The following is a 20,840-nucleotide window of genomic DNA, read 5'->3' on the forward strand; positions in this document are numbered from 1 at the left end:
TTTGCATTCGTGAGCTTTGTGCTGGTTATTTGTGCGGCCAACCGTACACATGCCCAGAATGGCACCGGTATGTACGATACCATCCGGGTAAACGCATGCATTGAATCGAACGGTGATACAGTGCCCTGTTCGTTTTTACCGCCGGTATACATCTACACGCATTTAACACCCAAATGGCGGGCTTATCATGCAGAGTGGACACGCCTGCGCAATGCGGTGTATGTGACCTATCCTTACGCCATTGCAGCTTCACGGGTAATGAACCAGATTAATGCACAACTGGTAAATGTGAACGACCGCAAGCAGCGCAAAAGCATCATCAAATCGCGCGAGAAAGAGTTGAAACGCGAGTTTGCCGACAAGCTCACCCAGCTCTCGGTATACCAGGGCAAAGTGCTCATGAAACTCATTCACCGCCAAACAGGCAATAACTGCTACGAAATCATTGATGAATACAAGGGCGGCTTTACCGCTGCATTTTACCAGACAGTGGCCATTGTATTTGGTTCTAACCTGAAACAGGACTATGAGCCTGCCGGGAAAGACCAGGCCATGGAATCCATTGTGGTAGATGTGGAGCGCATGTACGGGGTAAGACGGTAACCCTATGTTAAATATTGCGCAGTTCCTGTATCCAACAGCCTCTTTCTCAATATCCTTCCCGATTGCGATAGTGTTTTTACGTATAATTGGTGTAATTTGCGGCACATTTATGAAGGTAGATATTCTTGCTTTTGGCGTACATCCCGACGATGTGGAATTAGGATGCTCAGGAACCCTGATTGCCTCTGCGCAGCAGGGTAAGAAAGTAGCTGTTGTTGATTTAACACAAGGCGAGCTTGGAACTCGCGGCACCATTGAAACACGCACGGCCGAAGCTGCTGAAGCAGCAAAGATTATGGGTGTACATGCAAGGGAAAACCTTAAAATGGCAGACGGCTTTTTCCAGATAGATGAACAAAACATTAAGAAAGTAATTGTCGCTATCCGGAAATACCAGCCTGATATAGTTTTGTGTAACGCGCTGGAAGACCGCCATCCGGATCACGGAAGGAGTTCACAGCTGGTAGAAGACGCGGCTTTTTTGTCGGGTTTGCGTAAGATTGAAACCGCAGTTGACGGAGTGGCACAAGAAGCCTGGCGACCCAAGTATGTATTTCACTACATACAGGATCGTTACCTGAAGCCCGATTTTGTATTTGATATTTCTGCACACATGGAGCAGAAAATTAAAGCGGTGCAGGCCTATCATACCCAGTTTCATTCTCCCGCAACCACCAATACCCACGAGCCGCAAACCTACATTTCATCGCCCGATTTCCTTGACACCATCACTGCACGTGCATTGATGCTGGGCAAAAGAATAGGGGTGCGTTATGCAGAGGGCTATATTTCGAAGAAAATGCCGGGCATCAGCGATTTTGATGCTTTTGTGCAGCAAACAACATAACACCGGAGGCAGAGTACCTGGTCCTCCGTTATTATAAGTAACCCGATTTTATCATTTTTTGAAGCCTTTTAGAGTTTATGCAAACGCCCAAATTTGCTCACCCCAAGCAGTCCTTTCACACCGTGCTGAAGACAAGGGTGAACGATTATTTTACGGAAAACGGGAAAGAATCAACCGGCAATTTTGCCCTGTGGAGTAAAGCCATTATCCTGCTGGTTGGTTATGTGCTCACTTACATTCACCTGGTGTTTTACACACCGGCTACTGTATGGGCCATTTTAGAATGTGTTTTGCTGGGTGGTCTTACCGCCGCCATCGGCTTTAATATTATGCACGACGGCGGTCACGGCAGTTTCAGCAAGTACCCCGGTGTAAACAAATTTGCAGCTGCCGTAACACTTGGTTTTCTCGGCGGCAGCCATTTTATGTGGAACATGAAGCACAACATTATTCACCATGCCTACACCAATGTTGACGGTATTGATGATGATATTGATGCAAAACCCTTCCTGCGCCTGGCTTCTACGCAGGAGAAATACAAAATGCACCGCTACCAGCACCTGTATTTCTGGTTTTTCTATGCCTTCCTGTACCTGTACTGGATTTTCTTCTCCGATTACCGCAAATACTTCAGCGGCAAAGTAGGTCCTATTCCACTGAAGAAAATGAAGTTCAAAGATCATTTCTATTTCTGGCTGTATAAAGTGATTGCCCTGATTACCATGGTGGTAGTACCCATTTACACAGTTGGCGTAATACCTACCATTGTTGGCATACTGATTATGACTGCTTTTGCCGGGTTTATCCTGAGCATTGTATTCCAGCTGGCACATACCGTTGAGCATACTTCCTTCCCTGTGCAGGATGTGGAAAGCGGCCGCCTGGAAGACGAATGGGCCATTCACCAGTTAAAAACCACGGCCAACTTCGCTACCCGCAGCAAACTGGTATCCTGGCTTGTTGGCGGACTGAATTTCCAGATTGAACACCATTTGTTCCCTAAAATATCGCACGTACACTATCCTGCCATCAGCCGCATTATCAAAGAGGCCTGCCAGGAATACGGTGTACAGTATGTAGAATATAAACGCATGTCACAGGCCGTTGTATCGCACATCCTGTTCCTGAAACAAATGGGAACGGCGTAGATAGTGGGGCCTTAAACAAAAAAGCCCGCGGCCGTGCCGCGGGCTTTTTTGTGTGCGTGTTTGTGAGTGGTGAGTGAAAAACAAAGCCGGTGAATAGTGAATAGTCAATTGTGAATAAAACAGCCGCCGTTGCCGTTGCCGGTGTCCTCACCGGCAACATTCGCACCACAGGAAACAGCTGCAAGCCTGTTTGGTGTAAGCCGCCTCCGGCGACAGGTTTTATACTCGCTTAGATCGTCTCGACATGTCGACTGTCGATTCTCGGAATTGTTACTCGCTTAGATCGTCTCGACATGTCGACTGTCGATTCTCGGAATTGTTACTCGCTTAGATCGTCTCGAGGTGTCGATTCTCGATTCTCGATGGCTTTTTTCACATTTCATAACTTTCATTTTCGTTGCATAATGTTACCTTTGCGGCAAATTTGGAACTATGTCAAAAGTAAAAGTAGGATTGGTGCAGATGACCTGTACCGCCAGCAAACAGGAGAACCTGGACAAGGCAATTGCCAAAGTACGTGAAGCGGCTGCACAAGGCGCGCAGATTGTATGTTTACAGGAACTGTTTACATCACTTTACTTCTGCGACGTAGAAGATTACGATAATTTTTTACTGGCCGAAACCATTCCTGGTCCTTCAACAGATGCGTTGCAGCAGGTGGCCGGTGAACTGGGTGTGGTAATCATCGCTTCCCTGTTCGAGAAAAGGGCGCAGGGACTTTACCACAACACCACCGCTGTACTGGATGCGGATGGCAGCTACCTCGGCAAATACCGCAAAATGCACATCCCCGACGACCCGGCTTATTACGAGAAATTCTATTTCACACCGGGCGACCTGGGTTATAAAGTATTCAAAACAAAATTTGCTACCATCGGCGTGCTGATCTGCTGGGATCAGTGGTATCCTGAAGCTGCACGTATTACTTCACTCATGGGTGCGGAAATCCTGTTTTATCCCACCGCTATCGGCTGGGCTACTTCACAGGATGAAGCTACCAATGTGGAACAATACAACGCCTGGCAAACCATTCAGCGCAGCCATGCCGTAGCCAATGGTGTACACGTGGTAAGCGTGAACAGGGTAGGCTTTGAGCAGGATGGCCTGATGAAATTCTGGGGTGGCTCTTTTGTAGCCAATCCTTTCGGCACCATCATGTACCAGGCTTCACATGAAAACGAAGAAATCATTATCCAGGAAATCGATACCAAACTGAGCGACCGCTACCGCACACACTGGCCGTTCATGCGCGACAGGCGTATTGATTCTTACCAACCCATTACCAAACGTTATATTGACGAAGACTGAGAGCGAGCATCGAGAATCGACACCTCGAGACGATCTTAGCGGGTCCGATTCGTGAGCCGTCAGTTGTGAGTTGTGAGTTGTGAGTGATCTTAGCGAAGACTTTGTCGAGCATCGACGCGTCGACTATCTAAGCGAGGGTTTGGTCTAAGCGGATAAGTGGAAAACACTGCCGCAGGTCAACGCCCCAACAGGCTATAAGCTATAAGCTTGCAGCTGTTCCCTTTTCCAATAACTATATTCTGTATATCATGTCTACACCAAAACAAGCAGGCTACTATTTCCCGGCTGAATTTGCACCGCATACTGCCACGTGGTTAAGCTGGCCGCATAAAGAAGCAAGCTGGCCCGGGAAAATTGAGGCCATTTACCCCAATTACAGTCTGTTTGTAAAATACCTGGCCATGAGTGAACAGGTATGCATCAACGTAGCCAACGAAGCCATGCAGCAGTCTGCCACAGCACATTTGCAGCAGGCAGGTGTAAACATGGCGCAGGTGCGTTTTTTTCTGCACCCAACCAACGATGCATGGTGCAGGGATCATGGCCCGGCTTTTTTGATTAACCCGGCCAATACCGCACAACCCAAAGTAATTGTAGACTGGAATTACAATGCCTGGGGCGGTAAATATCCGCCCTACGACCTGGATGATGTAATACCCACCCTTATTGGTGAAAAATACAAGGTGCCGGTATACCACCCCGGTATAGTAATGGAAGGTGGTTCAGTAGAATTCAACGGCAAAGGCACATTGCTTACCTCTACCTGCTGCCTGTTAAACCCCAACCGCAACCCGCATTTAAACCAGCAGCAGATTGAAACCTACCTGCAGGATTATTACGGCGTTGAACAGGTGCTGTGGGTTCCCGAAGGCATAGTAGGCGACGATACAGACGGCCATATTGATGATACCATCCGTTTTGTAAATGAAGACACCGTGTTAACCGTGGTGGAAGAAGATAAAAACGATGAGAACTATGAACTGTTGCAGCAGAACCTAACCGCATTAAAACAGATGCGCCTGCTGAATGGCAAACAGCTCAATATTATTGAACTGCCCATGCCTGATGCCGTGGTGTTTGATGATCAGCGTTTGCCTGCGTCTTACGCCAATTTCTACATCAGCAACCAGCATGTTATTGTGCCCACTTATCGTTGTGACAAGGATGAGAAAGCACTTGAAATCATTCGCCAGAGCTTTCCCGGCCGCGAAACAGTAGGCATCGATTCAACAGATATTATCTGGGGCCTGGGCAGCTTCCATTGCTTAAGCCAGCAGGAGCCGGCGGTGTAGTGAGTGGTGAGTGAAAACAAAGCTGGTGAATAGGCAATAGGCAATAAAACAGCCGGTTGTGTGAAGAGATCGTAGCGGGTATTATTCGTGAATCGTCAGTCGTGAGTGATTGAAGCGGGACCATTTTCTTTATCGCGGGTACGCAGCGGCACAGTGTGGTCATTTGAACGCCTGAACTTTGAAACGGTTAAACTGCTCTCAAAGAATATATGGAAACAAGAAGGGCGATACATCCGTAGACACGGTTGATCGCCCTTTTCTTATGAGGATAAACGAATCACTGGTTTATTTAGTGCACTGCATGCTTGTGTGTATGCTTGCCATAGGTGTTTCAATGTGTACACCCGGGAAGATAATACCATGGCCATGTACATACCATTGTGATAATACCAGCAGGTACATGAGGCAACCGGCAACCAGCAGTAACAGTAATACGGCTTTCATAACAGGTATTTATGGTGTTTGGGCGGCAAACCGTGCGGTGATATCCGGTGAAAAAGCCGGTATCTTAATCTTGTAGCGGTACCCGCCATTGAATTGGTCTTCTTCTTTTAATAATTCATGCTCCTGCTTGCTGATCCAGAAGGTTTGGGTATAACGGCTGTTGTTGTGTACCCCTTCTGTCAGCAGTTTCCAGCAATCGGTTACACCTTCACGGGTGTTCAGCTTTTCGCTGCCGGTTACTTTGTAGGTAATAAAGGCAGGCGGCGTTAAACCGGCATCGTAAAACGGGATCACAAATGTTTTCCCTTCGGCCAGCGGCAGCATTTCAAAGGTTTCTATGTCCAGGTTCCAGTTAAGCGTAGGGTATTCAAGCGGCAGGTTAAATGCAGCGGCTGTGTTGGCGGTAATGCTGTCTGCCCCGGTAATATGATCTGCATACCAGTTATACGCCTTTGTTTTGCCGTTGAGCGTTTCTTCATGAAAAGCAGGTTTAAAATCTGTTCGGCTGCTTAAGGAATATACACTGCGGAATTGCGCGCTGTCTGTACCGTACCATTGCTGCACAATGCGGAACAGGGGCTGGTTGTTGAAACGAATGGTATCAATGCTGCGTTGCCACAGGGAAAAGCGCAGGGTTTTGTTTTGTGCGGGATGCTGGAAATAAACCAGGTATTGCCTGGTGCCTGTTTTCAGCTGGTGTATCTGCAGGGCATGGCTGGTAAAATTGATGGTATCTGCCTGTGCAGAAACTATACAGGGCATAACAATAAAAACAAGTACACGTAACAGGCATTTCATAACAATAAGCGGTATTTGATTGGTGCTGTAAAAATGAGGCGGTTTACAGGGGCTGACAAACCCATTCAACGATTGGGCTGTTATTTTCAACAACCGGGCTTTACGGGGTGTTTTTAGCTGTTTTACCGCCATTGATGGGCTATAATGGCCGTTTAATGGAATAAACAGGCCAAAACATTGAAATTTCACAGGGCATACCCGGCGGCTTTGTATTTTTAGAGATGAAATGGCCCCCGACACAGATGAGTTTAATGCGCATGCACTGGCTGGTGTGGGCAGGCGTATGGATCATTATTTTTCTTTCGCTTATTGGTATGGATGGCTTACCTGCCTCGCTCATTTTTGCTTCCATTTACACGGTTTTTTATGCGCTGATTATTCATGGCAATGCCAATTACCTGCTGCCCAGGCTATACCGCAAAGGGCGGATAAAGGCTTATGTGGCGGCCGTAATTGTGTTGCTGAGTGTAGCCGGCATCAGCAAAGGGATGGGCGTGTTTTTTATTTACAACAACTGGTTTGCAGAACAGAAAGAGACATTCCGCTACATCTATATTTTTAATTACCTGGTGGCAGGCGTGCTTACGTACATCCTCAGTTTCCTGTACCGGATAGCGCTGGATTATTTTACCCTGAAACGCCATACCGAGGAAATTATTTTCCAGAAAACACAGGCCGAGCTTAACCTGCTGAAATCACAGGCGCAGCCGCATTTCCTGTTTAATACGCTTAACAATATTTACTACGAGGCTTACCGCGAAGCCCCGCGTACCGCACATTTGATTGAAAGACTATCGGAGATCATGCGCTATTTTGTAGATGAAAGCCCGAAAGAAAAAGTGCTGTTGTCAACCGAAATACAGTTCCTCGAAAACTACATGGCGCTTGAGAAAATACGCATCCGGCACGGGGTGGATATCCGTTTTATAAAAGAAAGCTGCCGGGCCGACGATTATGTGCCGCCTATGCTGCTGATTACTTTTGTAGAGAATATTTTTAAACATGGCATTGACAAGTCGAGCAGCGACAATGCCATCGATATCTGGCTGGTGCGCAGCAATGGCAGCCTGTATTTTGAAACGCGCAACAAAATGCCGCAACAGCCGCAAATCAATGGCCCCAGCGGTTTCGGGCTTAAAAATCTGCAGCAAAGACTTACCTTGCTGTATGGCGATACGTACGAATTAAATACCAATGCATCCGGCCCGTATTTTATTGCATCACTTAAATTCCCTGTCAACTGAACCTGAGTTGTATTATAGTAGACGATGAACCCAACGCAGTAAACCTGCTGGAAATACTGGTGAAACAAAACACCGGCTGGCAACTGCAGGCCAAGTGTTATGATGCGCTGGAGGCCATGGCATTTCTTAAAAAGCATACGGTTGATTTTGTGTTTCTCGATATCAATATGCCACGGCTCAGCGGTATGGAACTGGCCACGCTGTTGCCCGATACCCGCATTGTGTTTACTACGGCGTATACCGAATATGCGGCAGACAGTTATAATTTCAAAACCATCGACTACCTGCTGAAACCTATTACCCTCAAGCGTTTTTTGGCAGCGCAGCAAAAAATAGAAGCCTACTTTTCTGCGCCTGTAACCTCTGCCGAGGCCGGTATCACTGCAGCACAGGATGGTTATTTCTTTGTAAAATCAGGCAAGGTGCTGCGCAGGATGCTGCTGGATGATATACTGTATTTTGAAGGAGAAAAAGAATATGTGCGCCTGGTTACTGCCGGTGAACAGATCCTGATGAACAGGCGCCTGAAAGAAGTGGAAGAGCAGCTGGCCATTCCGTTTGTACGCGTGCACAATTCCTATATCGTCAATATCAAACAGCTTAACCGCATACAGGACAATCATATCTTCATCGGCAGCAAACAAATTCCCATCAGTGAAAAATACCGCGACCAGTTTATGGCAGTGATCCAGGAGAAACTTTTCTAGTCTTTTGCTTCCATAATAACAAACAATTCGCGCTCAGCCCTTGGCTTTATGGAGTTATAACACATATCCATGGTACGTATGTGAAACAGTTCACTGAACAGTTGTTCATATTCTTCTCTTGATCCGCCAAAGGGAGGCACATTTCCCGTAAACGTACGGTTAAACAACACGCCTGCCAGTTTACCGCCGCCGGTAAGCAAACGATGCATTTGCTGTACATAGGCAGAGCGCAGCGAGGGATCGAGTGCGCAGAAGAAAGTCTGCTCCAGCACCAGGTCAAAATGCTGTTGCAAGGCAAAAAAATCACCGGTAATAATATGCACGGCATCACCATATGCTGCCAACTGTTGTTGTAGCCTGGCGGTTAGTTCAGGTACAAGATCTACCAGCGTAACATTGGTAAAACCCTGCTGCAGCAGGTACGCCGCTTCGTAAGCATTGCCGCAGCCGGGAATAAGGATAGCCGCATTTTTATTTGTCAGTTGATCAATATAAGCTTTCAATGGCGGGGAAACGGCACCGATATCCCACCGGGTATGGTGTGTGGCATACAACTGGTTCCAGTAATCGCTGTTAAATACATTGTTCATTGATCAAAAATAAAAAAGCCATGCCGGTTATGAACATGGCATGGCTATGGAAAACAAGGTTTAGGTCTTCTCAAGGATTTAGTAAAATCAAAAAAGGGGTTAGGGCCGTATAGGAATAAGATTAATAAACGAGGGAAGTTTAGGGAGCGGGTTGGATTGATGACGCTAAGTAACGTGTAAAATTTCAGTTTATAATCAACTGTAATATGTTTTAAGGTGCGTTTGGGGTGGTTTTAAGCAGGCTTTAAAGTCGGGGTTACAGATTAAACTATTTTTTAGGAGTAGATGGAAGAAAACCAGGGAGTGGGGATGGAAAGCTATGCGAATATAAGTAAATTACATTAGTTAGCAATGCAACTAACGGTTGTTAGTGGTAAATACTTATCTTAGTCCAGCCATAAAAAATAACGATATGCATTTCCAATTGAATGAAGAGCACTTAATGATTCAGAAAGCTGCACGGGATTTTGCTAAAAACGAATGTTTACCGGGAGTAATAGAGCGTGACGAGCACCAGAAATTCCCGCGCGAGCAGGTAATGAAACTGGCCGAACTGGGTTTTATGGGTATGATGGTTGACCCGAAATATGGCGGGGCAGGCATGGATACCGTGAGCTATGTACTGGCCATGGAAGAGATCAGCAAGATAGATGCGAGCACCAGCGTGTGTATGAGTGTAAACAACAGCCTGGTATGCTGGGGCCTGCAGGCTTTTGGCAACGAAGCGCAGAAAGAACAGTACCTCACACCATTGGCACAGGGCCGCAAAGATGGCGGGTTATACATCGGAGCCTTTTTACTGAGCGAACCGGAAGCCGGTAGTGATGCCACCAGCCAGCGTACCACGGCAGAAGACATGGGTGATTACTATCTGCTCAACGGCACCAAAAACTGGATTACCAACGGCTCTGCCGCCAGTGTTTACCTGGTAATGGCGCAAACAGATGCAGCCAAGGGATCGCACGGTATTAATACCCTGATTGTAGAAAAAAACTGGCCGGGCGTTACCGTGGCGGCCAAAGAAAATAAGATGGGTATACGCGGCAGTGATACACATACCATCCTGTTCAACGATGTAAAAGTGCCCAAGCGCAACCGCATTGGCGAAGACGGATCGGGCTTTAAGTTTGCCATGAAAACATTGGCCGGCGGCCGTATAGGCATTGCATCGCAGGCCCTGGGCATTGCCAGCGGCGCTTATGAACTGGCATTGAATTATGCCAAACAACGCAAGGCTTTTGGTAAAGAAATCATGCATCACCAGGCCATACAGTTTAAACTGGCCGATATGGCCACAAGGGTGGAAGCTGCAAGGCTTTTATGCCTGCGTGCTGCCTGGGAAAAAGACCAGCATCTCGACTATACGCAAAGCTCATCCATGGCCAAGGTGTACGCCTCCGAAACAGCGATGTGGACAGCCACAGAAGCCGTACAGATACACGGCGGTTATGGCTTTGTAAAGGAGTACCACGTAGAACGCCTGATGCGCGACGCCAAAATCACCCAGATTTACGAAGGCACCAGCGAGGTGCAGCGCATTGTTATCAGCCGCGCGATATTGAAGTGAGGAATAGCTGATAGCTGTAAGCTGATAGCCGGTAGCTTGTTGGGTGCATATCGCCTCCGGCGACAAGCATGGCACTCGCTAAGATAGTCTCGACTGTCGATGTCTCGATTCCCGATGGTTTTCAGCATTCCCGGCGTTATATTTGATGAACAGGTATTTTCAGATATGGCTATACAACACCGGTCAGGCATTGGCATTATTGTTCTGTTACTGTTGTCAGGCTGGTACAATACCCTTTGTGCCAGCGACAGCTTACAGGTTCACCAGTTATTGAACCGCATTGCTGCGCAGCAGGTACGCACCAGTGGTAAATTCGCTGCAGGCATGTTTCCTTCTTACCGTGAATACGATAAACACCGCAATCATTTTAAAGATGATGACAACGCCTTTTACACAGGACTTGTAGTTTTTACCCTGCGCCAGTTAAGACCGCATTTGCCCCCGGCAGACCAGCTGCTTTGCGATACCATCATTTCCCGGGCTGCACCTGTATATGCCAGGTTCCGCAACACGAAAGGGCGTAATACCTATAATTTCTGGCAAACAGATCCGCCTACGGTTTTCCCCAATGGCGGCTGGCTCAACTGGATGAACAAAACACATACGTTACCCGATGACATGGATGATACTGCTATTGTACTGATGGCGATGGATGCGCCGGATTCAGTTGTACAGCAGGTGCATGCGCTGATGCAGGGGTATACCAATAACGGGAAGAAAAAAGTAAAGAACACACTGAAGGCCTACAAACATATTGCCGCGTACTCCACCTGGTTTGGCAAGCGTATGCCGATTGATTTTGATGTTTGCGTGCTGAGCAATGTATTGTATATGGTGCAGCAACGTCAACTCGCGTTTACTGCTGCGGATTCGGCTTCACTGCAGCTGATTCAGGAGGTAGTGAAGAGCAGGGAGTATATGTTGCATCCCTCATTTGTTGCGCCGCATTACAGCCGCAGTTCTATTATCCTGTATCATTTGTCCAGGTTAATGCAATTGCGAACGCTGCCATTACTGGAGCCTTACAAACAGCAACTGATTGCAGATGCCCAATTGATATTTGCGCAAAGCGATAACCTGGTTGATAAAATCATTCTCTCCACTGCGCTGATGCGCTGGGGTGTACAGCCGCCCGTAACTGCTATGCAAACCGATGTTCCGGTAACAGCACTGGTAGAAAACAGCGATTTCGTTTTCTTCATCGCCAATATGACTTCCATGCTTCCCAACCCGTTTAAACAATGGATGGGCAGCACAGGACTGGGAAGATTCTTTTACTATGCACCGGCGTATAACAATGTGTTGTTGTTAGAATACCTGGTGTGGCGGAAACGGGTGAATAGTGAATGAACTTTGCGAGAGCCCAGTTCGTGAGTTGTGAGTAGTCAGTCGTGAGTGATCTTAGCGAGTACTTTTCGAGAATCGGGACATCGACACGTTGAGACTATCTTAGTGAATCCTTCCCTCAGATCGCCAGCGGTTGTGTCCTTACAGCCGCTCATTATGGGTGAAGAAGTGGCTGTGGGGACACAGCCACAGGCATAGTGAATAGTACGCTTTCAAAGGCGATATGCCTAAACAAGCTACCAGCTGTTCTGAATGCATCTTCATCTATCTTTGTGCCTTAATGGATAAAACGAATAACCATTAAACCATAAAGCAAATTAAACCATCGAGCAATCAACCATTCTTCCACATGGCGATTTCAGAAACGAATTATACCAATATTAACGCGCAGTTGCAGCCCAAAGGGGTTACACTGGTAGCAGTGAGTAAAACCAAGCCTGCAGCTGATATAGCGGCACTGTACGCCTTGGGTCAACGTGATTTTGGTGAGAATTATGTACAGGAACTTACTGAAAAGCAGCCCGTATTGCCTGCTGATATCCGCTGGCATTTTATCGGTCACCTGCAAAGCAATAAGGTGAAGTATATTGCCCCGTTTGTATATATGATTCATGGGGTAGACAGCCTGAAGCTATTGCAGGAAATCAATAAACAGGCTGCGAAAAACCAGCGCACTATTGCATGCCTGCTGCAGGTGCATGTAGCCCAGGAAGAAACCAAGTTTGGTATGGATGCTGTCGGGCTCGCCGCGCTGATCGAAGCATACCGCTCCAATAAAGCACAATACGCAAATGTGCTGGTAAAAGGTATAATGGGTATGGCTTCGTTTACAGACGATCAGCAAGTGGTAAAAAGCGAGTTTGCCGCCATCCGCCGGCTATTTACAACTGCACAGGCTTCTCTGAACGATACTGCTTTTGATACCATCAGCATGGGTATGAGTGGTGACTATGCACTCGCCATTGAAGCAGGCAGCACGATGGTACGCATTGGCAGCCTGTTGTTCGGAACAAGATAGCAGTTCAATCGCTGATGCTTACGTTAACACCAGCAATTGAACGTTAAACCTTAAACTGTTAAACTTTAAACCTATTTTGTTTTCGCATAATCAAATACCAGCTGGCAGAATATTTTCACGCCTACATCCAGCCTTGAATCATCGATATAAAAATCAGGTGTGTGGTGCGGTGCAGCTTTGGCAGGATCCTGGTTAAGAGGCATGCCGCCGAGGAAAAAGAAAAAGGCCGGGGCTTTATCGCCGTAAAAAGAAAAGTCTTCCGCGCCGGTAGTCCAGTCTGCAGCAGTTACATTGGCCTTGCCTGCAGCTGCTTCAATAGAGGGCAGCATGCGTTGCACCAGGGCTGGATCATTAAACGTTACCTTGGTTTTGGTATCGATAGAAGTTTCTGCAGTAGCACCCGATGCCTCGGCTATTTTAGCTGCAGTTAATTTAATGCGCTCATGCACCTGTGCCTGCATCCTGCTGTCCAGCGTGCGGATGGTACCTTCCATTATCGTTTCTTCCGGGATAATATTGGGGCGCAAGCCGCTGTGTATTTTGCCCACCGTAATCACTACGGGCGCTTTGGTCAATTCCATCTGGCGGCTTACAATATTTTGCAGGCCTTCTATAATCTGTGCAGAAACTGCAATGGGGTCAATGCCATTCCAGGGTTGGGAGCCATGTGTTTGTTTGCCTTTTACTTTAATGGTAAACCAGTCGCTCGATGCCATGGTGGCGCCGCTTTTGTATTTCACCTGGCCAATGGGTGTCTGTGAATTAATGTGCAGGCCAAATATGGCTTCCACTTTCGGGTTGTCCATTACGCCTTCTTTAATCATCAACGGTGCGCCGCCTTCTTCTGTACCGGGTGTGCCTTCTTCTGCCGGCTGGAAGATGAATTTTACGGTGCCGGGCACCTGTGCTTTCATTTGTGCCAACACTTTGGCTGTGCCCAGCAGTATAGCGATATGGCTATCGTGCCCGCAGGCGTGCATTACAGGCACTTTCTGGCCAAGGTATTCGGCCGAATCGGTAGATTTAAAGGGAATATCCGGGCGTTCAAAAACAGGCAGGGCATCCATATCTGCACGCAGCGCAATCACTGGGCCGGGCTTGCCGCCTTTCAAAATAGCCACTACGCCGGTTTTACCCACGCCTGTTTGTACTTCCAGTCCAAAGCTTTTGAGCTGTTCTGCTACCAGTGCAGCGGTTTTAAATTCGCGGTTGGACAGTTCGGGGTGCTGGTGAATTTGCCTGCGCCAGGCAATTACCTGGTCTTTTACTGCTGCCACCGGTTTATCAAAGGCTGTGACTGTACCGGTTTGTGCACCGGCATACAGGGGCAGCAGTGCCCATAAAGCAGTTAGTTTTCTCATGCTAGTTTTTCTTTGTGAAAATATACGGATCATATTCCACAAAATCGTTTGCCTTAATGGTGATGCCGTTCACTTTTCCATTCTTCATCATAAACCTTGTGGGGAAAATACCGAAAGCAATATTGTTGTAGGTAAGCAGCCATTCGTCGTTGTCGAGGTATTGCAGCGAGGCTTTCAGGGTATTGTGTCCTTTAAACACTACCTGCAGGGCATTGCCGGCTATTTCAATCACTACCGGGCCATACAGGATGTTCTCGTACGTGCCGGTGTACGATTGCAGCGGTAATGGTGGTGCATTGCCTTTTACACGTGCCTGTAATGCGCGGATGGCGCTGTTGGTTTTTTCTTCTTTCTGCAGAAAGCCGGTAACTGCCTGTTCGCTCTTGTTTACGAAGGGTTGTTGCAGGTAAGCATCGAGTACCTGGTAACGCAGCAGTTCAAAAAACTCCTGGTTGTCCTGGTTGGTTAAAATGGTAATGCCCAAACGTTCTTCAGGCACAAAGCAGGTATTGGTTACAAAACCAAATGCACCGCCGGTGTGCCAGAATACCTGTTTGCCATCGTAGTCGGCTTCAAAAACACCGAGGCCGTAACCATTGAAGTGCATGAGGCCATTGCGCGAGCTGCGGCTGCCGATAATGGTATTGAGGTCGCGCGTGCGTTGTAATACTTTCCAGGGCAGTACCTGCCTGCCTTCGTAGCGGCCGCTGTCGAGCTGGGTGATGAGCCATTGAGAAAGGTCTTTTACATTGCTGAGCAGGCTGCCGGCAGGGGCGAGGTTGTCTACATGATCGTAGGGGATTTCTTTTATTTCGCCGGTAAATGCAGTGGTGTATGGTTTGCTGGCGTTGGGTATTTGCTCCATGCCATAGCCCAGTGTATGGGTGTTTTGCATATTCAGCGGTACCACCAGGCTATCGTACACATATACTTCCCAGGGTTTGCCGGTTACTTTGGGGATGATTTCACCTGCTGTTAAAAAGCAGCTGTTGCAATAGCCAAAGCTGTTTCTGAAGCCTGCAACGGGTTTCAGCAGTTGCATCTTGTCCATGATTTCACCGCGTGAAAGATTGCTGTTCCAGAAAGTGAAATCGCCCTGGAAGGTTTTGGTACCCAGGTGGTGGCTCAGCATATCACGGATAGTCACCAGTTGGGTGGTGGTACTGTCATACAAACGGAAATCGGGGAAGTATTGGGTAATCTTGTCATCAAGCGACAGTTGCTTATTGTACTCCAGTTGTGCAAGCGCTGTAGCGGTAAACAATTTGCTGTTGCTGGCAATCATAAACAGCGTGTTCTCATTCACCGGTGCATTGGTTTTAATGTCTCTTACGCCGTAGCCTTTCATCATTACGACCTGCCCGTCTTTTACAATGGCGATTGCCAGGCCGGGTATCTTCCAGTCGGCCATACCTTTTTTGATGTAGGCATCGATGTCATTGCTTACAAAAGCAGGTGTTTGTGCGTGTACAGTGAACGAAGCAAGGAAGGCAACCGCTGCGGTTGCCAGCAATTTTATGCGCATAGCAGTTCTGATTATAGCTTGAAAGGTAACAAAAACCAGTAATCGCGCAGTAGGCTGCATACAATTTGTTTGTGGCACACAGTATCTTTACATATAAGATTACCGTATTTATGGAGCAGCCATTTGACAAAACCTACTGCGGTTTTGTACACCAACAACCTGAAGACAGTGTGCACCGCGTTTACCACGATACAGAATACGGTTTTCCGCTGGATAGTGATGATGCTTTATTTGGCCGCTTGCTGCTGGAGATAAACCAGGCAGGATTGAGCTGGACAACCATCCTGAACAAGAAAGCCAATTTTTATAAGGCGTACGATAAATTCAGCATTAAAAAGATTGCGCGGTATGATGAAGCTAAAGTGGATGCGCTGCTGCAGGATGCAGGTATTATCCGCAACAGGCTGAAGGTGGCCGCTGCGGTATACAATGCACAGCAGGTATTGGTGCTGCAGAAATCGCATGGTTCCTTTAAACAATGGATAGAAGCGCATCATCCTATGGGTAAGGATGCCTGGGTGAAACTGTTTAAAAAGACATTTCGCTTTACCGGTGGTGAAATTGTTGAATCGTTTTTATTAAGCACAGGTTACCTGCCTGGTGCACATCACAAAAACTGCCCGGTGTACAAGCAACTGAAGCAACTACATAAAATTCCATAACACCACATTCCATTCATCCATATTGTCATGGTAAGTATGAATGGTGGTAAAACCAACACGTTCGTGTGCACGTTGTGAGCGCAGGTTGCGGGTAGATATTTCGGTGAGTATAAAATCGTATTGACCGGCAAGCTGCTCACGGTGGAATTGATAAAGCTTGTCAAACACGCCCTGGCCGCGGAACTGCGGGTGTACGCATACTTGTCCCATTACATAAAAACGGTAATCAGATACGGGTTTGCCCTGGTAGGTAACGTGTTCTTTAAAATACTGCAGCACACCTGCCAGCGGCGGGTACAACTGCGCAGCTTCCTGCGGCAGCACCAATGCATAACCTGCTACCTGGTTGTTGTGTTTCACAATAACAGAAGGGGTAACGGCATGCAGGCTGCGCAAAATCTCCGGCGTGTATGCCCAGGTAACAAAGCCTTCCTTTCCCTTTGTATCATCGCTGACATTGGATACCAGGTTGGCATCAGACAGGGCGGCTATCTGCACCAGTTCATCATCAGTGGTCACAAATTTTGTAACAAACAAAGGAGGCATAATTTGAAAATTTGCTGATTTGAAAATGAACAGAGCAATGGCTGAATGGTTTGCTGGTTGTATGGTTAGTCAAAGAGATCGGAGGAGAGGTAGCGGTCGCCACGATCGCAGATGATGCAGACAATTACACCTGCGGTGAGTTCTTTTGACAGCTGTACGGCTGCGTGTACTGCGCCGCCGCTGCTCATGCCGCTGAAAATGGCTTCTTCACGGGCCAGTCGTTTAGTCATAGTGCGTGCATCGCTTTCGGCTACTTCTATGGTACGGTCAATCCTGCTGCGGTCGAATATTGTGGGTAGATACGCTTCGGGCCATTTGCGTATGCCGGGGATGTGTGAGCCATCGCTGGGCTGGCATCCTACAATCTGGATAGCCGGGTTTTGTTCTTTCAGGTATTTTGATACACCCATAATGGTGCCTGTGGTGCCCATGGCAGATACAAAGTGGGTTACTTCATGGTTGGTATCGCGCCATATCTCCGGCCCTGTGGTGGCATAGTGCATGCCATAGTTATCGGGATTGCCAAACTGGTTCAGCATCAGGTAACCGCCTTTGGCCACCTGTGCATTGGCGTAATCAATAGCGCCTTCCATTGATTTCTCTTTCGGCGTTAATATCACTTTGGCGCCAAAGGCTTCCATGGTTAATACGCGTTCGCGTGTGGCGTCTTCGGGCATCACCAGTTCAATAGGCACATTAAACAAACTGGCAATCATGGCCAGTGCAATACCGGTGTTACCGCTGGTGGCTTCAATGAGTGTGATGCCGGGTGTAATTTCGCCCCTGTCGAGCGCGCCTTTAATCATGCCATAAGCTGCGCGGTCTTTCACACTGCCGCCGGGATTATTGCCTTCCAGCTTTGCATAAATGCGCACTGCGGGGTTAAGGGTAACGTTCTTTAATAACACCATCGGGGTATTGCCAACCAGATCTAATATGCCAGACATAGAATGTTGTTTACACTGTTGAAACGCGAAAATAAGTAATCTACTAAAATTATAGAATTTAATGGTTGGATGGTTGAATTGTTAGATGGTTGAAAAGCCATCGACCATGAAACCATCCCCAATAAAAAGCCCGGCTTGGCCGGGCTTTTTATTGGGGAACTACTGCTGTTCCATTTCCATGATCTTTTCGAAGAGTGTTTCGTATTCTTTATTCGCAGTGTTCAGCTTTTGCTGTATGCTTTTGTAATCGGCTTCGAGGCTGGCGAATTTTTGTTTGTTGCTGTAAATATCCGGGTTGCCCATGTCCTGCTCCTGTTTGCTTTTCTCCGCATTCATTTTGGCAATATCTTCTTCCAGGCGGGCAAACTGGCGCTGCAGTTTCTGCAGTTCTTTTTTCTGCTCCCTGTCTAAGTTGTCGTTATTGTTTTTAACAGGTGTGGCAGGCTGGGTAGGCGATTTAGCCAATTCAGGGGTTGCTGTGGCTGCCTTCTGTTCTTTGGCAGATTGCTGCTGCTGTTTGGCCATGCGCTCTTTCCAGGCTACATATTCATCGTAGGTGCCTTTAAATTCCTTGATCTCATGGTCAACGATCTCCCAGATTTTATTGGCTGTTTTAGAGATGAAGAAACGGTCGTGGCTTACAAACAGGATAGAGCCTTCGTATTTGTTAAGGGCATCAGCCAGCAGCTCCACGCTGTTCATGTCAAGGTGGTTCGTGGGCTCATCCAGCAGCAGGAAGTTGGCTTTGCTTACAATTACCTTGGCCAGCGCCACACGCGCTTTTTCACCACCGCTCAGCAACCTGATCTTTTTATCGGTATCATCTCCCGAAAACAGGAAACAGCCCAGCAAAGAACGCAGCTCCAGTTCGGTTTTACCACTGCCGCAGCTCAGCATTTCTTCGAGTATGGTATTGTTGAGGTTGAGTGATTCCAGCTGGTGCTGCGCATAAAAGCTTTCCTGCACATTGTGTCCCCATACGCGCTCGCCTTCGTGCTGCTCAGTACCGCCTACAATGCGGAGCACGGTTGATTTACCTTTACCGTTGGCGCCGATAAGGCCGATCTTATCACCGCGTTCGATTTCTGCAACTGCTTTTTCAATGATGGTATTGTCACCAAAACGTTTGGTCACATTTTTCAGGTCAACCAGCACTTTGCCCGGCTGTTTATCTACCTGGAAATTGATGCGCAGGTTAGGGCGTTCAATTTCCACCTGTTCAATACGGTCAATTTTATCGAGGCGTTTCATGGCGCTTTGTGCAGCGGCAGCCTTGGAGGCCTTGGCTTTAAAGCGTTCAATAAAACGTTCCTGCTGGCGTATATAATCCTGCTGGTTTTCGTAGGCACGCTGCTGCAGCTCTACGCGCATTTCCTTTTCTGTTTCGTAGTATTCATAGTTGCCGCTGTACACGTGCAGGCGCTGCTGGTACAGTTCTACGATTTTATTCACCATGCGGTTCAGGAAAAACTTGTCATGGCTTACAATTACCACGCTGCCCTGGTAATGCATCAGGTATTTCTCCAGCCATTCAATACTGGGCAGGTCAAGGTGGTTGGTGGGCTCATCGAGCAGCAGCACATCAGGCTGTTGCAATATCATTTTCGCCAGCAGCACACGCATGCGCCAGCCACCGCTGAACTCCTTGTAGGGGCGGTGCAGATCGGCATTGGCAAAACCAAGGCCTTGCAGCACTTCTTCTGTACGGTGGTGAACGGTGTAACCGCCAATTACATCCAGTTCGTGCAGTTTATCGGTATAAAGTTCCAGCAGTTTTTCGTCGTCGGAGTTTTTTTCGAGTTGAATACCCAGTTCCTCGATCTCTTTTTCCAGCTGTTTTACCCTTTCAAAGGCAGTAAGGGCTACTTCAAGAATAGAATCGTTGGTATCAAAGCTCAGCAGATCCTGGTGCAGGTAACCGATGGTAGTTTCACGGCCTTTTTCAACGGTGCCTACGCTTGGGGTGTACTGCCCCACAATCACCTTTAACAGGGTTGATTTACCAGTTCCGTTGTACCCGATAAGGCCGATACGCTCGCCCGGGTGAATGTGCCAGGTGGCTTCTTCAACAATAACGCGGGCGCCAAACTCGAAAGTAACATTGTTCAATCCGACTAACATAAATAAGCTTGCTTTTTCAAATTGCAGCGCAAATTTACGAAAGAGTTGGCAGAAGATTGAGTGTAGTGCCTGCTGTATTCCCTTATCTTTGAGATTCCCAAAAAAATAAATATGAAAAAAGGAATATGGCTGTTGCTGGGCGTGGTGGTTATTGCAGGCGGCGCATGGCTGCTGGTGTCGAAAAAAAGCGGTAAACCCGCTGCCGAAGCTCCCAAACAGCAACCCCTTGCCATCAGCAAAAACAGTGCGGCTTTTAACGAATCTTTCGGACAATTGCTGCAGGCTTATGCTGACCTCAAAACTGCGTTCGTGAACTGGGACAGCGTGCAGGCCACCCAGCTGGCGCCTAAACTGGCAGCAGCGGCAAACAGCGTAAAATTCAATGAACTGAAGGGAGATACTGCCATTATTGCTACTGCCAAAAGCCTGGCAGACGGGCTGGTAGCCGAAACCAAGGCCATTGCCGGTGAAGCCACCATTGAAGGCAAACGCCGCTCTTTTTATGTCTTATCTGAAGATTTATATAACCTGGCCCGCGCCGTGCATTACGACCAGGGCGTTATTTACCACATGAGCTGTCCCATGGCCTTCAACGACAGTGAAGAAGCCTTCTGGATAAGCACAGATTCCACCATTGTAAACCCGTACCTCGGCAAAAAGCACCCGCACTATGCAGGCGGTATGATCGGCTGCGGCAAGGTGCAGGATTCCATCGATTTCCGTCATTCTTAGTACTGGTTTAACGTTTAAAGTGGGAGCGGAGAA

At 47.7% G+C, this 20,840-nt stretch carries 20 protein-coding genes; 12 read left to right on the forward strand and 8 right to left on the reverse strand.

The window, feature by feature from the left end:
* Positions 1 to 9 precede the first annotated feature (9 nt).
* The 5 genes from DXN05_RS10605 to DXN05_RS10625 all read left to right on the forward strand — a co-directional run bounded on the left by DXN05_RS10605 (position 10) and on the right by DXN05_RS10625 (position 5,198).
* Positions 10 to 603, forward strand: a complete 594-nt coding sequence (locus DXN05_RS10605; RefSeq protein ID WP_245975180.1) for a DUF4294 domain-containing protein — start codon at positions 10 to 12, stop codon at positions 601 to 603.
* A gap of 109 nt (positions 604 to 712) precedes the next feature.
* On the forward strand, positions 713 to 1,450 hold the full coding sequence (gene bshB1, locus DXN05_RS10610; RefSeq protein ID WP_116847565.1) for a bacillithiol biosynthesis deacetylase BshB1: 738 nt from the start codon (positions 713 to 715) through the stop codon (positions 1,448 to 1,450).
* Between the two features lie 77 nt (positions 1,451 to 1,527).
* Positions 1,528 to 2,598 (forward strand): fatty acid desaturase family protein, encoded by a 1,071-nt coding sequence (locus DXN05_RS10615; protein ID WP_116847235.1) that lies wholly within the window; start codon positions 1,528 to 1,530, stop codon positions 2,596 to 2,598.
* Positions 2,599 to 3,030: 432 nt separating this feature from the next.
* Positions 3,031 to 3,906, forward strand: a complete 876-nt coding sequence (locus tag DXN05_RS10620; protein WP_116847236.1) for a carbon-nitrogen hydrolase — start codon at positions 3,031 to 3,033, stop codon at positions 3,904 to 3,906.
* A gap of 248 nt (positions 3,907 to 4,154) precedes the next feature.
* Positions 4,155 to 5,198 carry an agmatine deiminase family protein gene (locus DXN05_RS10625; RefSeq protein ID WP_116847237.1) on the forward strand — a complete coding sequence of 348 codons (1,044 nt, stop codon included), beginning with the start codon at positions 4,155 to 4,157 and terminating at the stop codon, positions 5,196 to 5,198.
* 285 nt (positions 5,199 to 5,483) lie between these two features.
* Here the strand turns inward: DXN05_RS10625 and DXN05_RS24655 are convergent, their stop codons facing one another.
* Entirely contained in the window at positions 5,484 to 5,642 is a 159-nt protein-coding gene (locus DXN05_RS24655) for a hypothetical protein (RefSeq protein ID WP_158559208.1), read from the reverse strand.
* A gap of 9 nt (positions 5,643 to 5,651) precedes the next feature.
* Complete coding sequence (locus DXN05_RS10630) at positions 5,652 to 6,440, reverse strand: DUF3108 domain-containing protein (protein ID WP_147313890.1); 789 nt, start codon at positions 6,438 to 6,440, stop codon at positions 5,652 to 5,654.
* A gap of 221 nt (positions 6,441 to 6,661) precedes the next feature.
* Between DXN05_RS10630 and DXN05_RS10635 the strand changes: the two genes are divergently transcribed.
* On the forward strand, positions 6,662 to 7,684 hold the full coding sequence (locus tag DXN05_RS10635) for a sensor histidine kinase (protein ID WP_116847239.1): 1,023 nt from the start codon (positions 6,662 to 6,664) through the stop codon (positions 7,682 to 7,684).
* Positions 7,685 to 7,698: 14 nt separating this feature from the next.
* Positions 7,699 to 8,391: a LytR/AlgR family response regulator transcription factor gene (locus DXN05_RS10640; protein ID WP_262511503.1), complete on the forward strand. Its 693-nt coding sequence runs from the start codon at positions 7,699 to 7,701 to the stop codon at positions 8,389 to 8,391.
* Here the strand turns inward: DXN05_RS10640 and DXN05_RS10645 are convergent.
* The gene (locus DXN05_RS10645) at positions 8,388 to 8,981 is read right to left on the reverse strand and encodes a methyltransferase domain-containing protein (RefSeq protein ID WP_116847241.1); all 594 of its coding nucleotides are present in this window, start codon (positions 8,979 to 8,981) and stop codon (positions 8,388 to 8,390) included. The two genes, DXN05_RS10640 and DXN05_RS10645, sit on opposite strands and share 4 nt — an antisense overlap.
* A gap of 412 nt (positions 8,982 to 9,393) precedes the next feature.
* Here DXN05_RS10645 and DXN05_RS10650 point away from each other — a divergent pair, with 412 nt between their 5' ends.
* The 3 genes from DXN05_RS10650 (at position 9,394) to DXN05_RS10660 (ending at position 12,913) form a co-directional block, all read left to right on the forward strand.
* Complete coding sequence (locus DXN05_RS10650) at positions 9,394 to 10,548, forward strand: acyl-CoA dehydrogenase family protein (protein ID WP_116847242.1); 1,155 nt, start codon at positions 9,394 to 9,396, stop codon at positions 10,546 to 10,548.
* Between the two features lie 99 nt (positions 10,549 to 10,647).
* A complete protein-coding gene (locus DXN05_RS10655) occupies positions 10,648 to 11,898 on the forward strand; it encodes a hypothetical protein (protein WP_147313891.1) in 1,251 nt (416 codons plus the stop codon).
* Positions 11,899 to 12,244: 346 nt separating this feature from the next.
* Positions 12,245 to 12,913, forward strand: coding sequence for a YggS family pyridoxal phosphate-dependent enzyme (locus DXN05_RS10660; protein WP_116847244.1), 669 nt, complete (start codon positions 12,245 to 12,247; stop codon positions 12,911 to 12,913).
* Positions 12,914 to 12,984: 71 nt separating this feature from the next.
* Here DXN05_RS10660 and DXN05_RS10665 read toward each other — a convergent pair whose 3' ends face one another.
* On the reverse strand, positions 12,985 to 14,274 hold the full coding sequence (locus DXN05_RS10665) for an amidohydrolase (protein WP_116847245.1): 1,290 nt from the start codon (positions 14,272 to 14,274) through the stop codon (positions 12,985 to 12,987).
* 1 nt (position 14,275) lies between these two features.
* Complete coding sequence (locus DXN05_RS10670) at positions 14,276 to 15,799, reverse strand: serine hydrolase (RefSeq protein ID WP_116847566.1); 1,524 nt, start codon at positions 15,797 to 15,799, stop codon at positions 14,276 to 14,278.
* A gap of 110 nt (positions 15,800 to 15,909) precedes the next feature.
* Here DXN05_RS10670 and DXN05_RS10675 point away from each other — a divergent pair, with 110 nt between their 5' ends.
* Positions 15,910 to 16,461, forward strand: coding sequence for a DNA-3-methyladenine glycosylase I (locus DXN05_RS10675; RefSeq protein WP_116847567.1), 552 nt, complete (start codon positions 15,910 to 15,912; stop codon positions 16,459 to 16,461).
* On the opposite strand, the gene DXN05_RS10680 is transcribed toward DXN05_RS10675, so the two are convergent.
* The 3 genes from DXN05_RS10680 to DXN05_RS10690 form a co-directional block, all read right to left on the reverse strand.
* Entirely contained in the window at positions 16,444 to 17,007 is a 564-nt protein-coding gene (locus DXN05_RS10680) for a GNAT family N-acetyltransferase (RefSeq protein ID WP_116847246.1), read from the reverse strand. The two genes, DXN05_RS10675 and DXN05_RS10680, sit on opposite strands and share 18 nt — an antisense overlap.
* A gap of 65 nt (positions 17,008 to 17,072) precedes the next feature.
* A complete protein-coding gene (gene cysM / locus DXN05_RS10685) occupies positions 17,073 to 17,954 on the reverse strand; it encodes a cysteine synthase CysM (protein WP_116847247.1) in 882 nt (293 codons plus the stop codon).
* 159 nt (positions 17,955 to 18,113) lie between these two features.
* On the reverse strand, positions 18,114 to 20,075 hold the full coding sequence (locus DXN05_RS10690) for an ABC-F family ATP-binding cassette domain-containing protein (protein WP_116847248.1): 1,962 nt from the start codon (positions 20,073 to 20,075) through the stop codon (positions 18,114 to 18,116).
* Positions 20,076 to 20,186: 111 nt separating this feature from the next.
* On the opposite strand from DXN05_RS10690, the gene DXN05_RS10695 reads away from it, so the two are divergent.
* Positions 20,187 to 20,807, forward strand: coding sequence for a DUF3347 domain-containing protein (locus tag DXN05_RS10695; protein ID WP_116847249.1), 621 nt, complete (start codon positions 20,187 to 20,189; stop codon positions 20,805 to 20,807).
* Positions 20,808 to 20,840: the final 33 nt, after the last annotated feature.

This window comes from Deminuibacter soli, assembly GCF_003412455.1.
Lineage (GTDB): Bacteria > Bacteroidota > Bacteroidia > Chitinophagales > Chitinophagaceae > Deminuibacter > Deminuibacter soli.